Source organism: Gulosibacter hominis (assembly GCF_904842695.1).
Lineage (GTDB): Bacteria > Actinomycetota > Actinomycetes > Actinomycetales > Microbacteriaceae > Gulosibacter > Gulosibacter hominis.
This window is the reverse complement of record NZ_CAJGWQ010000015.1, coordinates 1-15,232: the sequence shown is the minus strand read 5'-3', so window position 1 is coordinate 15,232 and position 15,232 is coordinate 1. Positions and strand designations below refer to the sequence as shown.

The following is a 15,232-nucleotide window of genomic DNA, read 5'->3' as shown; positions in this document are numbered from 1 at the left end:
GAAGCGATAACCGAGCCGCCCAAAATGGCTCGCGCGGTCATCCTGCTTACCTGGCTGCGCGTGGGGATGTTCGCTGTCGCGGCGATATTGCTGGCGCGCGCCATCGCGGCCCTTGTTGCTACCGAAGCAGGGGCGCTCACCACGGAAGCAGCGGTCTGGCAGCCGGATGTGGCAGGCGCGCTGTGGCTGCTGGCTGCCGGTATCCCGGTGATGCTAATTGGCGCAGCAGCCGGCGGTATCGCCGAAGCGCTCCCCGGTTTTGAACAGGCCGATCTCGAACAAAACTGGCGCCGGCAGCTGGTGGCTGCCGCCCTGCGCGGCGCGAAGGTGCCGGCAGCTCGCGCTCACGGCAGCAGGCCCCACCCGGGTGGCAGCGCACCGTCGAACAGTGAGGGTGCGCTCATTGATATCGCCACCGCCGGCGTTGAAAAAGCCGCCGCCTACCGCGCCACCTTCCTCGCGCCAACCCTCGCATCCTTCACCGCGCCGCTTATCGTGCTGGTGGTGTGGGGCATCGCCATCGACTGGCTATCGGCGGTGCTGCTACTGGTATTCGTGGCGCTCGTGCCGGTGATCATCGTCACCGCCGGCAAATTGCTGCGCGGCTCCAACGCCGAATACCGCCGCCGCGAGGCTGCCGCCACCGCACGCTACCTCGAAATGCTTGAGGGCATCGGCACTTTCAAAGTGCTCGGTGCCACCGACCGCATGATCGCCGCGTTCGCCGCATCCGCCCGCGAATCGATGCGCGAACTATCGCGATTGCTGGTGCGCAACCAACGGATGATCATCGTCAACGACATCGTGTTCAGCTGGTTGATGGGCGTCACCGCGGTGGCGCTGCTGCTGTGGCGGCTGCTTGACGGGGCGATCGATATTGGTGCCGCCTTCGCGGGCCTGCTGTGCATCCCGCTGCTGCAAGAACCGATCGACCGCATCGGTCGCAGTTTCTATGTGGGGCTTGCCGGCCGCGCACGACGCGACCAGATCACATCCGTTCTCAAACAGCCAGTCAGCGACGAACCCACCGTAGATGCGCCCGCACACGTGCTCGATAACCGGGCCGGTCGAGAACTCGAATTGCGGGATGTATCGGTGACGGTTGATGGCCAATCGCTCCTGCATGACATCAACCTCAAAATCCCCGGCGGCGCACATATCGCCGTGATCGGCCCATCCGGAGCCGGGAAATCAACCCTGCTGCGGGTGCTTGGCGGGCTGCAGGCACCGAATGCCGGAACCCTGCTGCTCAGCGGCCACCCGGTCACCCCGAACGTGCTGCGCGACCGCTCGTCGACGGTGTCACAGCAGCCCGGGATGCTCGCGAGCACCGTCGCCGAAAACCTGCGCTTCGCCAAACCCGGCGCCGATACCGACGAACTGCAGCTGGCACTGCACCGCGCGGGGCTCGCCGATGAAATTGCCGACCTCCCCGACGGAATCGACACCGAGGTGGGCGACCGCGGCGAATATCTCTCGGGTGGGCAGCGGCGGCGTATCGCCGTTGCGCGGGCACTGCTTCGCGACCGGCCGGTGCTGCTGCTCGATGAACCCACGGCCGATCTCGACCGCGTCACCGAAGCGCGCGTGCGCACGAGCCTCGCGGCCGCATCGGTGGGCCGCACCGTGGTCACCGTCGCCCACCGCCTCGACACAATCATGGAGGCAAACTGGGTGATCGTGCTCGAAAACGGTGCCATTACCGCGCAGGGAACCCCCGCCGAACTGCTTGAACGCAGCGAGTATTTTGCGACCGCGCTCGCGGCATTGCAGCAGCCGAACAAAACCGGTGTGGCCGCATCCGACAAGATGGTTGAACGATGACCGCCAAAAAACATGAGGGTGCCTGGCCACAGGTGCGCTGGCTGCTGCAATTTGCCGGCGCCGCCACGCGCCAGCTCGCCGGTTCAATTGCCGCGCGAATCATCGGCCAGCTGCTGGCGGTAGCGCTGCTGGCGGTGCCGGCCTGGAAGCTCGGCGAAATTTGGGTGCGCGGCCCCGAGCTTGCCGCCGGAGAAGTGCTGCCTGTGGTGGTGACGGTGGCGCTGCTGGCGATCGTAAAAGCCGTCGCGCGCTATCTTGAACAGCTGCTCGGGCACCTTGCCGCGTTTTCACTCATGGCCGAGGTGCGGGTGTGGTTGCTGCGGCGGCTCGTGCCGCAGGCGCCGGCCATCACCGACGGTCAGGGGGCTGCGCGCATCCAAGCAACCGCGATCCGTGACGTCGACCGCGTGGAGGTGTTTTTTGCCCACACGATCGCACCGGCGGTGACGCTCGTGGTGGTGCCGCTGACGGTGACTATTGCCGCGGGCGTTATGAGCGGAACGCTGCCGGCGCTGGCCGTGGCCGTGGTGATGCTCGCGGGAGCAGGCATCCCGTTTATGGCGCGCACCAGCGGTGATGATGCGCGGCGCACGGCACAGCTGCGGGCAGACACCGCCCAGCACATCGCCGACACGTTGCGATTGCAAGAAGAGGTGCGCGCCTACGCTGCCGCCGATTGGCGTGCCGACCAGCTCGCCAGCATTGATGAACAGCTTGCCGAGCAGCTGCGCACCGGCGGCCGCCGCACCGGCATCCGCAATGCGGCAACCGCGCTGCGGGTGTGGCTCGGTGCCACGCTGGTGGCGCTTGCCTGCATCCCGGCGCTCGTCGCCGACCGCGCGAACCTTCCCGGTGTGCTCGTTACCGTCTCGTTTGTGTTCGGCACCGTCGGAGTGTTTGACACGGTCGAGCGGTTGGCAACTTCGCTACCGGCGGGGCTTGCTGCCACTCGCCGCATCCGCGAACTCGCCAGCGGCAAACCGACCGTTGTCGAACCTCAGGTGTCTGTCTCAGCCGCGTCCGCCTCAGCCGAGGGCGCCGAGAGCTGCCCGCGAATTGAACTGCGCGATGTGCACTTCAGCTATCCGGGCCGGGATGCGGGAGCACTGCGGGGCGTGTCGCTACAGCTGCCGGCCGGCAGTTCGATCGCACTCGTTGGCTCGACCGGATCGGGCAAGTCGACGATCGGGCGGCTCGTGCAGCGTCACTACGACGTTGACCGCGGCGAAGTGCTCATCGACGGGCACCCGGTGGCGGCGCTCGGATCGGATGCGGTGGCCGCGCGGGTTGCGGTGGCCGACCAGCAGGGATTCGTGGTGGACGGTACCGTCGCCGACAATTTGCGCGTGGCGGATGCGACGGCAAGCGACGAGCAACTCAGCTGGGCCTGCGAGATGGCCGAATTCGAGCTGCCGCTCGACACACCGGTGGGGCGCCGCGGTAGCCGTATCAGTGGCGGGCAGCGGCAGCGGCTCGTGCTGGCACGCACGCTGCTGCGGGCACGCAATGCGCCCGGCGGGCTACAGCAGGCGGTGCTGGTGCTGGATGAGGCCACGAGCCACCAAGACCCGCTCACCCAACAGCGGATGCTTGAACGCCTGGATGGCCTCGGGATCACCACGCTCGTAATTGCGCACCGGCTCGAAACGCTGCGCAACGTGAACCGTATCTACGTGCTCGAGCGGGGAACCATTGTGGAGTCTGGCCAATATGCTGAGCTGGTGGCCGCGAACGGCCGCTTCGCCCAGCTGCTGGCGGCGACAGCCACGCTCGCCTGATCGGTAGCGCCGCGGGTGAGCGGGCCTTCCAGCTGCGGATGCGCAAGAATGACCTGTATGACCAATGCACTGCTGATTGTCGACGTCCAAAATGATTTCACCGAGGGTGGCGCTCTTGCCTGCCCGGGCGGTGCTCGAGTGGCGGACGAAATCAGCGAATATCTGGCAGCATGCGGCGCCGAATATTCGGTGATTGCCGCATCCCGCGACTGGCACGATGCCGATAACGACAATGGCGGTCATTTCTCGGCCTCGCCCGATTTCGTTGACACCTGGCCGGTGCACTGCGTCGCCGACACCCCGGGATCCGAGTACCACCCCGCCCTCAACACCGAACCCATCGGTCTGCACATTCGCAAGGGCATGGGGCTTCCCGACTATTCGGCTTTCCAGGGCGTTACCGAAACCGGGCAGCTACTCGCGGATGCGCTGCGGGATGCGGGCATTACCCACCTGGATGTGGTGGGTATCGCCACCGATCACTGTGTGCGGGCTTCGGCACTCGACGCGAAGCAGGCCGGTTTTTCGGCGCGCGTGATCGTGCCGCTCACTGCGGCCGTCAACCCTGAAACCGCAGCGCAAGCGCTCGACGAGCTGCGCGCAGCCGGTGTTGACGTGGCCCTCGACTAGCTGCAGCCGTCGCTACTTGCCGGGCTCAAACTTGACTGCTGCGAGCGTTGCGGATAATTCTCCGCGCCATGAGTAGCAACGGAGTTGTGAACGCGAGAAGACCGCTGCAGGCAATCACCCATGCATAAATATCGGGTGCGACGCTGCCGTGGCCAATCGCACCTGAGATAGCGGTGGTGAGAGCAGCCAGTATCGTGCCCAATAGGGTGAAAATACCGCTGACCTGAACGAGGCGGGAATAAGCCCTTCCCATTTTGGCGTGGTCAATATATTGCTGCAGGATGGGTCCTTGCGAAGCTCCGAAGACCCCGACCGTAATTCCTGTGAGTAGCATAACTAGCGTCAAGGTCAGCGTATTCGGGCCTAGGGAAAAAAGGACATAAAGCCCACCGCACACCAGTAAAGAGGTGTTCAAGACCGATGTGGCGCCGTGTCTATGCACGAGACGCGCACAGACGACCGCCCCAATAAGGCTGCCGACAGCGAAGGCTCCGGTCACTAGGCCAAATTGTGCAATCTCAATTGAACGTGTTCTCAGAACATACAGTGGCAGGGCCTGGCTTGTTGCTCCCGCTAGCAGACCATAGATGGACGCAAGCATGAAGAGCAATTTGACTGCATCATGCTGCGAGGCCAAGTCGAGTCGGTGCGATGAGCGAGAAGTCTGGGAATTAACGTGAAGTGAACTCGCGCGATGATGGTAATGCGGGAAATCCTTCCGAAGGAATCGCAGCGTTACCAGAATCGTTGAGATCTCAAGCACGCTGGCGCTGACCAGTACTCCGACTGCACCAGCGTGCTCAAATATCAGTGGCACCATCGCAGCCGCGATGATCCCCATACTGGATAAGGCAAACATCGACCAGGATGCAACTTCTGGACGGCTTCCTGCCGGGGTGAACGCCTGGGTGAACGCAGCGCGGGTGGCGTTGAAGAACTGCCCAATAGAGAAGCTCACAAAGATGGAAACCACCATGAAACCACTAATGACTGCGACGTTGAGTGGCCAAATGAGTAATGAGAGAGTGAGAGCGATGAGAGAGATCGCTTTAATAATCGCTGAAATGACCAGCGTGTGATCTTTCCTGCCGAAATCGGCTCGGCGGCCGGCAGGGCCCTGAATAATAATCCGGGGCGCTGTCGAGGCAGCGGCGGCTGCAGCGATCGCCCACGAAGCGGTGGCGCCCGGAACCATGACTGTGATGTAGAGGCGTGCGACACTTTCAAGCAAGAACGAAGCCCCCGCACTACTTGCTTGAGCCAGTATGAGAAGAACGGCCCCTGCTACAGGGTGTCGCTCTTGCCCTTCTCTGGACGAATTCATCATTGAAAAACTACATGCTCATGAGCAGTGTTAGGCGACCCTGGTGCGCATGGGATGGAGACGGATGTGCGTGGGTCGGGAGCTTGAAACGCAATCCTGAGGAAATGGAGCGGGATGATGTCGTCATTGAGGCGGTAAATTTGCTGAGCTTTTGATTCGCTGATGGCTGGAGTCATTCGACATCTGAAGCCAAGCTGTGTCGCGTCGAGGACAGTATTTTGGCAAATGATTGAGCACGGTTAAAGTTACAGAATGGCGTCCTGGGCGGCAAGGGGAAGGGGGGCTCCCAGGCGGTTTACAGGATTCGTCCAGGCGGCTCTATATGGGTGTTTCCGGGCGCGATTGTGGCGAGCGTTTGGGGTGAGAGTAGCGGGCAGGCGTCGCAGCTACGCCAGCAGCTGATGCTGCGCGAGTTCGCGGTACAACGGCGTCGACTCAACGAGCTCTTCGTGTGTGCCGCGGCCGACCACGCGGCCGTGCTCGAGCACCACGATCTCGTCGGCGTCGATCACGGTCGACAGCCGGTGCGCAATCATCACCATCGTGCGCCCCTCGGCGGCGCGATCAAGCGCATCTCGCATCAGCGCCTCATTGCGGCCGTCAAGCGCCGAGGTCGACTCATCCAGCAGCAGAATCGGGGGAGCGGCCAGCAGTGTGCGCGCAATGGCGAGCCGCTGTCGCTCACCACCCGAAAGTCGCACGCCCGCCTCGCCAACGGCGGCGTCGAGCCCCTCTGGCGAGCGATCGAGCACCTCACCCAGGTTCACCGACCGCAGCGCCGCGGCGCACTCGTCATCGGATGCATCCGGCCGGCCCAGCAGCAGATTGTCACGCAGCGTGCCCGCGAGCGTGGGCGAATTTTGTTGCACATAGCCCAGCTGCGCGCGCAGTTCGGCGCGGTCAAGCGAACGCAGATCGGCGCCACCGAGCCGGATCGCCCCCGAGGTGGGGTCATAGAACCGCTCGATTAGCGCGAGAATGGTCGACTTACCGGCACCCGAGGGGCCAACCAGCGCGGTCTTAGTGCCGCGCGGCACCGCGAACGACACCCCGTCGAGCACGAGCGGTGAATCGACCGGGGTCGACTCATCAATTTCAAGCAGCACTTCGCTCGCGCTGCGTGCCCGGCGGCCCGTCTGGCTCACATAGCGATCAAAACGACCGGATGCATCCGCTCGCGCCCGCGCGGCCCGCACCACCCGCTCGGGGTAGCGGAACGACACATCCGCAAACTCCAGTGCCGGTGCATCCGGTGCCGCATCGGCATTCGCCGGTCCGACAACTGTGAGGCGCGGCTGGAACACATCATCTGCCGCATCCTCATCGGGCAGCTTCGTAATTTCTTCGATGCGGCCCAGGGCCCCCAGGGCTGAAGCGATCGCCGAGATCGCGCCGAAAAACAGCCCCATCGGCACCACCATCATGAACAGGAACATGATGAAGGTCACCAGGCCCGACACCGCCAAATCACCGGCGGCAACCCGCACCCCGCCGATGCCGAGCACCAGCACCAGCGAAAGCTGCAGCGCCAGCGTCGAAACCGGCACCATCACCGCCGAAATCGCCGCAATATCCAGGCCGCGACGGTAGGCCTGTTCAGCATCCGCCTCGACGCGCCGCTGTTCGCGCTCGATCGCGCCCGAAGCGCGCAGGGTGCGCATCGCCGAAATGGCGCGCTCGGTGGCGGCAGTCAAATCGCCCACCTTTTGCTGCGCGGCAGCCGACGCCCGCATCACCTGGCGAGAAAGCAGCAGCACCGCCACGAGCGAAACCACAACGCAGCTGAACGTCACCAGGAACAGCACCCAGTCGAGCAGCAGCATCGCAATAATTGCGCCGATAAAGGTGATTGCGCCACCGACCGCCTCGATGAGTCCCTGCGTCAACACCGCCCGCAGCATCGTGGTGTCACTACCGACGCGCGACACCAGATCGCCCGTGCGGCGCGCATCAAACTCGGCGATCGGCAGGCGCATGATTTTTGCGATCAGCGTGCGCCGCGCGCCCAACACGATGCGCTCACCGGTGCGTTGCAACAAAAAATGCTGCAGACCGCTCAACCCGGCGTCAACAACCACCACGGCCACGAGCGCCCAAACAATCCAACCGCTGAGCTGCCCCGCTTCGACCTGCTGGATGAGCACCCCCATCAGCACCGGCTGCGCCAGCGAAAACAAACTGCCGACGATCGAAATCGCGATGATCACGGCCATCATGCCGCGGTCGGCAAATAAATACGGCCACAACTGCCGCAGTGAGGCGCTCGGGGTGCCGTCCGGGTTGCGGTCACTTGGACGCCGACCCGATTTGCGTGGCGGTTTGCTACTGGCAGCGGGTGCCGAACCGGCGGAACCAGCGGGTTCGGCGGCAAAACTTTCGGGTACAGCGTTGGATGCAGTCACCCTGCCATTCTCGCCCATGCGAGCAGCCGTTGCACTCGGCGGCGCGGGATGCGGGCGCCACGGCCCAGGCGGGGAACAAAAAATGCCCGCCGACCCAAAACGGGTCGACGGGCGATTAAGACTCAGCGAGGCGCTAGCTCCAGAGCACCGCGATGCAAATATTAAGCAGCGCGAGCCCACCGACGAGCCACAGCGCCCACTTCGGCGCGCGCTGTTCGGGTTTGTTGCGGAAGGCGAGCAGCAGCACAAAAATCGCCACCAGCACGAGCAGCTTGATGCCGATCTTCATGTGGTTCACCATGCCGAGCTCGGCGCTCATCTCGGTGATCCCAACCAGCAGCACGCCCGAAACCAACATCAGACCGGCACCGTGCAGCATGCCCGGCAGCATCCGGCCCTCGCCACGAACGATGTCCTTAATCTGCGAAAACCACACCCCAAACAGTGCGGCCAGACCAACAAAGTGCAGAACGAGCAGGATGCCCTTGAGAATCAACATGCTCGAATTCTATCGAACGCAGGTCTCGGCCTAGCCGTCGAGCAGGTGGCCCATCCGTGCGGCCTTCACCCGCAGATATTCGTCATTGACCTCGTTTCGACCAACCTCGAGCGCAACCCGCTCGCTGACGGTGATGCCGTGCTCATCCAAATACTTTGTTTTTTCGGGATTGTTTGTCAGCAGCCGCACCTCACGCACCCCGAGCTCCATCAGCATCCCCGCAGCCGCGCCATATTCGCGCGCATCAGCGGGCAAACCCAACTCGAGGTTTGCATCCACGGTGTCGAAGCCGTCTTCCTGCAGCCGGTAGGCGCGCAGCTTGTTCAGCAGCCCGATACCGCGGCCCTCCTGACCGCGCAGATACAGCACCGCACCGCCGTGCTGCTGCACGAGCGCCAGCGCCGCGTGCAGCTGTGGGCCGCACTCGCACTTTTGCGAACCGAACGCCTCGCCGGTGAGACACTCCGAGTGCACGCGCACGAGCATCCCATCGTGAGGTTCGCCCACGCACCAAGCCATGTGCAGCTCGCCGGTGGCGAGATCGCTATAGGCGCGCACCTCAAACGTCCCCAGCTCGGTGGGGATATTCGTGGCCACTTCAAACCGAACGCGTTCCGCAGGTGACACGATCAGCCACCTAGCGGCGCGTGGTCAACGCGACCACGCCACGGGCCCGATACCCGATACCCCAGGCGAGCACCCGCCACATCGCCTCAAAAATAATCGATGACGACATCTTGGATGCACCCAGCTCACGTTCCCGGAAGGTGATCGGCACCTCCACCACGCGGTAGCCGAGCCGTTCAAACATCCAGGCCATTTCGATCTGGAAACAGTAGCCGGCCGAACCGACACCGCCCAGATCAACCTCGCGCAGCGCCGCAGCGCGATAGCCGCGGTAGCCGGCGGTGATATCGCGGATTTTTGACCGCAACAGCACCCCCGCATAGATGGATGCGCCGCGCGAGAGCAGCTGACGCGACAGCGGCCAATTTTCGGTGTCGCCACCGCGCACATAGCGCGAACCGATCACCAGATCGGCACCGCCATCCAGCTCTTCGATCATGGCCGGCAAACGCTCGGCAGGATGCGAACCATCGGCATCAAACTCAAACAGATACGCATAGCCGCGCTCATGGCCGATCTCAAAACCCTGCAAATAGGCCGACGCCAGCCCCAGCTTGCCGGTGCGGTGCAGCACCGTGATGCGGTCATCCTGTGCCGCCAGCTCATCAGCCAGCTCACCCGTGCCATCGGGCGAACCATCGTCAACCACCAGCACATCCACGCGCTCACTCTGTGCCAGCACCCGGCGCAGAATAGTTTCGAGGTTTTCCCGCTCGTTATAGGTGGGAATCACCACGAGCGTGTCGCGGCTGATCGGCGCTGCGTGGCGCCCGGTAGTGGAATTGGACATCGTTTCCTTGATTTTGGGGACAGTTCGTTAGTGCGACGACTTCGGGAAGCCGATGCGCTCATGCACGAGTTCAAGCGTCTTATTAGCTCGCTCGGCAGCGCGGTCGGCGCCATCGCGCAGCAGCCGCATCAGTTCGCCGCGGTCGTCGAGCAGCTCGGCCGTGCGGGTGCGGATGGGGGCAAAAGTTGCTTCCACAACCTCGGCAAGCCCCTTTTTCAGGTCGCCATAGCCGCGGCCGGCATACTCGGCTGCCACATCATCGACCTCGCGGCCAGCAAGCACCGCGTAAATCGTCAGCAGGTTCGACACCCCGGGCTTTGTCTCGCGGTCAAAACGAATTTCGCCGTCGGTGTCGGTGACCGCGCGCATAATTTTTTTGCGGGTCACCTTCGGATCATCGAGGATGCGCAGCAGTCCCGCATCCGAATCTGCCGACTTCGACATCTTCGCGGTCGGGTCTTGCAGATCGTAAACCTTCGCGTTTGCCTTCGGGATGAACCCCTCGGGAATCGTGAACGTTTCACCAAAACGCGAGTTGAAACGCTCGGCGAGATTGCGGGTGAGCTCGATGTGCTGGCGCTGGTCTTCGCCCACCGGCACCTGCTCGGCCTGGAACAGCAAAATATCGGCCGCCATCAGCACCGGATAGGTGAACAGCCCCACGGTCGTTGAATCCGACCCGAAGCGCTGCGATTTGTCTTTGAACTGGGTCATCCGGCTTGCCTCGCCGAACCCGGTGATCGTGCCGAGAATCCATCCCAGCTGCGCGTGCGCGGGCACATCCGATTGCACATACAGCGTCGACTTTTCAGGGTCGATGCCGGCGGCAATGTACTGGGCCGCGGTCGCGAGCGTGCGCTCACGCAGCTGCTCGGGGTCAAATTTTGAGGTGATCGCGTGCTGGTTCACCACGCAGTACACCGCATCCGCGTCATCCTGCATCTTCACCCAGTTGGTTAGCGCGCCCACATAGTTGCCGAGGTGGAGCGAATCGCTCGACGGCTGCATGCCCGAAAACAGAACTGGTTTGGTCATAGGTGACGACTTTCTCGTGATGACTCTCGAGTGTGGATAATCTCACCCATACTAGTTCGCGCACGTTACGAGCGCCGACTTCTGCCGGCCCGGCAGCTCCCAGAGGTTCATACAATGGTGCGCATGACCAAAATTCGTGTGGCTTCGGTGAATGTGAACGGTATCCGTGCCGCAGCTCGTAAAGGGATGCTCGAATGGCTCCCCGATCGGGGTGTGGATGTGCTGGCGCTACAGGAGGTGCGCGCGTCCCACGCCCAACTCGAAACCGCGCTGGGCATCGAAGCCGTAGACGACGGGAGTTTCCGAGCCGCCGACGGAACCCAGTGGCACATCGCTCTCGACGAGTGTTCGGCGAAGGGACGCGCCGGAGTTGCCGTGCTCAGCCGCATCCCGTTCGCCGAGGTTCGAACCGGCATCGGACCCGACGACTTTGACGCCACCGGCCGCTGGATTGAAACCGACCTGCGAGTGGGCGACGCCGAGCTCACCGTGATCAGCTGCTATGTGCACTCGGGCGAGGCCGAAACCCCCAAGCAGGAAGAAAAGTGGCGCTTTCTCGACGCTATGGCCGAGCGCATGGGCCAGCTGCGCGCCGAACGCGAACTGGTGCTCGTGGTGGGCGACTTCAACGTTGGTCACACCGAACGCGACATCAAAAACTGGAAGGGCAACGTCAAACGGGCCGGCTTCCTTCCCCGAGAACGCGGCTATTTTGACCGGATGTTTGGCGAACTCGCCGCACCGATCGACGCGGTTGACGGATCGGGTGGCGAGGGCCTCGGCTGGGTGGACGTGGGGCGCGTCGCCGCGGGCGATGTTGACGGGCCCTACACCTGGTGGTCGTGGCGAGGCAAAGCCTTCGACAACGACACCGGCTGGCGCATCGACTACCACGCCGCCACCCCGGCGCTGGCCGAGCGTGCATCCAACTACGCGGTCGATCGCGTCGCCGCCTACGACCAGCGCTGGAGCGACCACGCGCCGGTGTTGGCCGACTATCAGCTCTAGCAGGCGCTGCGGACTGGTGCTGGTCGACTATCAGCTCTAATAACAACTGCGGCCCGGTGCTTTCAAAGCCCGGGCCGCAGTGATGTTTGCGGGTGTTTAGTTATGTTTGAGCGTGCCTAGCGTCGTTCGGCGTTCGTTTTGTTGCTGTTCGCCTCGGTGTCGCCTGCCGCAGAGCTGTTTGTCTCGGTGTTGTTTGTCTCGGCGGCGCGATAGCCGAGCGTCTCGAGCTCAATCTCCCGCTCTTCACGGTCGAGCGCATGCTGCCGCGCCACAATCTCTTCGTATTGGCGGCGCAACTTCCGGCGGCGCCAGCGCGGCGTGGTGCTGAGCTCGTGCTTCACCTGGATGCTCTGGGTCGCCAGCCGCTCACGAAGGGCCTGGCGCTCGGTGGCGCGAGTGATTTTTTCGGCTTCCTCCACCGTGACCAGTCGCGGCGAAACCGCATTGTCATCCATCGTCACCTTCACCCAGGACGCCGTGATCAGCAGCACCATGCAGGCAAAATTAAAGAAGATCAGCACACCCAACAGCGCCGCGAATGTTGCCAAAAGCGGGTTCGACGACGCGCCACCGATCAGCATCGAACCGGCCTGCTTCAACAGCTGCAGCAGCACCGCGCCGATAAAAGCACCCTGCCAAAGAATCGGTGCCGGAACGCGCAATCGGCACATCACCTGCAGCACCAGCGCCACGATGACCGCATCGAACGCGATACCGATAAGGAGCGAAAGCACGCGCACAATAACGCCGATCGCAGCCCCCACATCCAGATGCAGCACCTCGCGGAACAGCCACGTGGTGAGGTCAGAACTCGCGGCGGTAAGCACAGCCGAAACCGCGATCATCAGACCGAAACCGAGCATGAGCAGCAGATCAAGCAGCTTCGTCACTACGAAGTTCGTTTTCGGCTGCGCGGGAAGCTCAAATACGGCACGGATCGACATGCGGGCACCGTTGAGGAAGTTCATTGCCGTCCAAAGCCCCGAAAGCAGGGCGATCACACCGGCAACAGTGAACGAAGCACTCAAACCGGTGAGCGCATCCGCACTCACCACGCCGTTTTCACCGATGAGCCCCGGAATCGAGTCAGCCAGCGACTCGATAATTGCCTCGGTGAGATCGGGACGGTTCGCTAGCACGATACCGGCAACGGAGAAAAACACCAGGATGCCCGCAAAGAACGAGAACAGCGCGGCATAGGCCATACCTCCCGCCAGTAGCGCGCCTTGCGAATCAGTCCAATGTTTGAGAGCGCGCAGCGGACGTGATGCCTGTAACCAGCCGGCGAACGCCTGCATCCGCTGGATGAATGTCGCGTCGTCAGCAACCTTCGGGAACGCCGGAAAAATAGGCGTGCGAGGTTTGCGATGCGTGCGGTTATCTGTCGAATTCTGTTCGGCCACTCAGACAGGTTAGGCGACGGAGTCAATAGGCTGGTGTAAATAGCATCCCGTCATCGGAAGGGAAACAAAAATGCAACTCAATGGTTATGGAGTGGGAACCCGCACCGCAATCGGCACCGTCGTTCGGATGCCCGACCCGCTTCCGATTCCCAGCGAAGCACCGTTCACCGGAAACGCCGATGAAGAACAGCAGCGAGTGCGCAACGCTGCCGCCCGAGTGCGGGATGCGCTCGCCGAACGCGCGGCAACCGCGGCTGGCTCGATGCGGGAGGTGCTCGAAGCGCAGGCAATGATGGCGGTCGACCCGTCGGTACTGCAGCTGGTCGACCAGGCGATTGCCGCTGGGCGCAGTGGCGAGCGCGGTGTGTACGAAGCGTTCACGCAGTACGCCGAGGTGCTGCGCGGAATGGGTGGCTACATGGCCGAACGCGCAACCGACCTGCACGACGTATCGCAGCGCATCCGTGCCGACCTTGCCGGCGTGCCGGTGCCCGAGGTGCCGCACCGTGACGAGCCGTTCGTGCTGGTGGCGATTGACCTTGCGCCCGCCGACACCGCGAGCCTCGATCTCGACCGAGTGCTGGCCTTTGTCACCCGAGACGGCTCACCGAAGGCACACACCGGCATCATCGCTGCCGAGCGCGGGCTGCCGGCCGTAGTGGCCTGCAAGGGCGCCGATGAAATTGCCGAGGGTGACACCGTGATCGTGGATGCGACCGCCGGAACCGTGGTCGTGGCACCCGATGACGAGCAACTTGCCGCGGCGCGAGAACGTCTGCGCGAACAGGAACAGTTGGATGCCGAACCCGCTGCGCCGGGCGAACTTGCCGATGGCACCGCGGTGCAGATCCTCGCCAATGTGGGGAAGCCCGGGGATACCGAGCGCGCTGCGGCAGCCGGCGCCGAGGGCGTGGGGCTATTCCGCACCGAGTTCATGTTCCTCGACCGCGACCAGGCACCGAGTTTTGATGACCAGCTTGCTGACTACACCGAAATGATGCGGCCGTTTGCGGGACGCAAGGTGGTGGCGCGGGTGCTCGACGCTGGCGCCGACAAACCGCTGCCGTTCCTCAACGATGCCGACGAACCGAACCCGGCGCTCGGGATGCGGGGGATTCGCATCCTGCGTGAGCGTGAACCGCTGCTGCGTGACCAGCTGCGGGCCCTGCACGAGGCGGCTGAGGCGACGGGCGTGGAGCTGTGGGTGATGGCGCCGATGGTGGCGGATGCGGGCGAGAGCGAGTATTTCACCGCGCTCGCGCGCGAAATCGGGATTGACGTGGCCGGGTCGATGGTGGAGGTGCCGTCGGCGGCGCTGCTGGCCGACCAGATTCTCGAATCGAGCGACTTTGTTTCGCTGGGCACCAACGACCTCACCCAGTACGCGCTCGCGGCCGACCGCGTGCTCGGTACGGTGGCGAACTTCCAAGACCCGTGGCATCCGGCGGTGCTGCGCCTGATTCAGGCAGCGGGTGAGGCGGGGCTCGCGGCGCAGAAGAATGTTGGAGTGTGTGGTGAGGCGGCGGCCGACCCGCAGCTCGCCGTGGTGCTCGTGGGGCTCGGCGTGCGCTCGCTGTCGATGGCGCCGCCGGCTATGGCAGCGGTGCGCGCTGCGCTGCGCGAGGTGACCCTCGAGGATGCTCGTGCCATTGCGGCGCGGGCGCTGCGGGCGCGCTCGGCGCAGCAGGCCCGCGAACTCGCCTTCCCCGCCTAGCCCCGTAGGCGTGCCGGGGGTCGCCCCGCGCCGCCGGCTATGGCAGCGGTGCGCGCTGCGCTGCGCGAGGTGACGCTCGAGGATGCTCGTGCCATTGCGGCGCGGGCGCTGCGGGCGCGCTCGGCGCAGCAGGCCCGCGAGCTCGTCTTCCCCGCCTAGCCCCGTAGGCGTGCCGGGGGCCGCCCCGCGCCGCAATGG

Annotated in this window: 12 protein-coding genes; 5 read left to right on the top strand and 7 right to left on the bottom strand. The window is 63.8% G+C overall.

Annotation, left to right across the window (positions count from 1 at the left end; all coding sequences use genetic code 11):
* Positions 1-24 precede the first annotated feature (24 nt).
* Genes JMV54_RS09015 through JMV54_RS09005 form a run of 3 tightly spaced genes read left to right on the top strand, consistent with a single transcriptional unit; the run spans position 25 to position 4,232 of the window.
* Complete coding sequence (locus JMV54_RS09015; protein WP_230972891.1) at positions 25-1,824, top strand: ATP-binding cassette domain-containing protein; 1,800 nt, start codon at positions 25-27, stop codon at positions 1,822-1,824.
* On the top strand, positions 1,821-3,602 hold the full coding sequence (locus tag JMV54_RS09010) for an amino acid ABC transporter ATP-binding/permease protein (protein WP_201518585.1): 1,782 nt from the start codon (positions 1,821-1,823) through the stop codon (positions 3,600-3,602). The genes JMV54_RS09015 and JMV54_RS09010 overlap by 4 nt, the downstream gene beginning before the upstream one ends.
* Positions 3,603-3,659: 57 nt before the next feature.
* Positions 3,660-4,232 carry an isochorismatase family protein gene (locus tag JMV54_RS09005; protein ID WP_201518584.1) on the top strand — a complete coding sequence of 191 codons (573 nt, stop codon included), beginning with the start codon at positions 3,660-3,662 and terminating at the stop codon, positions 4,230-4,232.
* 25 nt (positions 4,233-4,257) lie between these two features.
* Here the strand turns inward: JMV54_RS09005 and JMV54_RS09000 are convergent, their stop codons facing one another.
* The 6 genes from JMV54_RS09000 to trpS form a co-directional block, all read right to left on the bottom strand.
* Entirely contained in the window at positions 4,258-5,559 is a 1,302-nt protein-coding gene (locus JMV54_RS09000) for an MFS transporter (RefSeq protein ID WP_201518583.1), read from the bottom strand.
* A gap of 383 nt (positions 5,560-5,942) precedes the next feature.
* Positions 5,943-7,958: an ABC transporter ATP-binding protein gene (locus JMV54_RS08995; protein ID WP_338085381.1), complete on the bottom strand. Its 2,016-nt coding sequence runs from the start codon at positions 7,956-7,958 to the stop codon at positions 5,943-5,945.
* 133 nt (positions 7,959-8,091) lie between these two features.
* Positions 8,092-8,457 (bottom strand): hypothetical protein, encoded by a 366-nt coding sequence (locus tag JMV54_RS08990; protein ID WP_201518581.1) that lies wholly within the window; start codon positions 8,455-8,457, stop codon positions 8,092-8,094.
* Between the two features lie 30 nt (positions 8,458-8,487).
* Complete coding sequence (ribA, locus tag JMV54_RS08985) at positions 8,488-9,084, bottom strand: GTP cyclohydrolase II (protein ID WP_338085380.1); 597 nt, start codon at positions 9,082-9,084, stop codon at positions 8,488-8,490.
* A 10-nt stretch (positions 9,085-9,094) separates the two neighbouring features.
* The gene (locus JMV54_RS08980; RefSeq protein ID WP_201518580.1) at positions 9,095-9,874 is read right to left on the bottom strand and encodes a polyprenol monophosphomannose synthase; all 780 of its coding nucleotides are present in this window, start codon (positions 9,872-9,874) and stop codon (positions 9,095-9,097) included.
* 27 nt (positions 9,875-9,901) lie between these two features.
* Positions 9,902-10,909 carry a tryptophan--tRNA ligase gene (gene trpS, locus JMV54_RS08975; RefSeq protein WP_201518579.1) on the bottom strand — a complete coding sequence of 336 codons (1,008 nt, stop codon included), beginning with the start codon at positions 10,907-10,909 and terminating at the stop codon, positions 9,902-9,904.
* 123 nt (positions 10,910-11,032) lie between these two features.
* Between trpS and JMV54_RS08970 the strand changes: the two genes are divergently transcribed.
* Positions 11,033-11,917: an exodeoxyribonuclease III gene (locus tag JMV54_RS08970; RefSeq protein ID WP_201518578.1), complete on the top strand. Its 885-nt coding sequence runs from the start codon at positions 11,033-11,035 to the stop codon at positions 11,915-11,917.
* A 116-nt stretch (positions 11,918-12,033) separates the two neighbouring features.
* On the opposite strand, the gene JMV54_RS08965 is transcribed toward JMV54_RS08970, so the two are convergent.
* On the bottom strand, positions 12,034-13,320 hold the full coding sequence (locus JMV54_RS08965; RefSeq protein WP_201518577.1) for a YihY/virulence factor BrkB family protein: 1,287 nt from the start codon (positions 13,318-13,320) through the stop codon (positions 12,034-12,036).
* Between the two features lie 70 nt (positions 13,321-13,390).
* Here JMV54_RS08965 and ptsP point away from each other — a divergent pair, with 70 nt between their 5' ends.
* Entirely contained in the window at positions 13,391-15,034 is a 1,644-nt protein-coding gene (ptsP, locus tag JMV54_RS08960; protein ID WP_201518576.1) for a phosphoenolpyruvate--protein phosphotransferase, read from the top strand.
* The last annotated feature ends 198 nt before the right edge of the window (positions 15,035-15,232 follow it).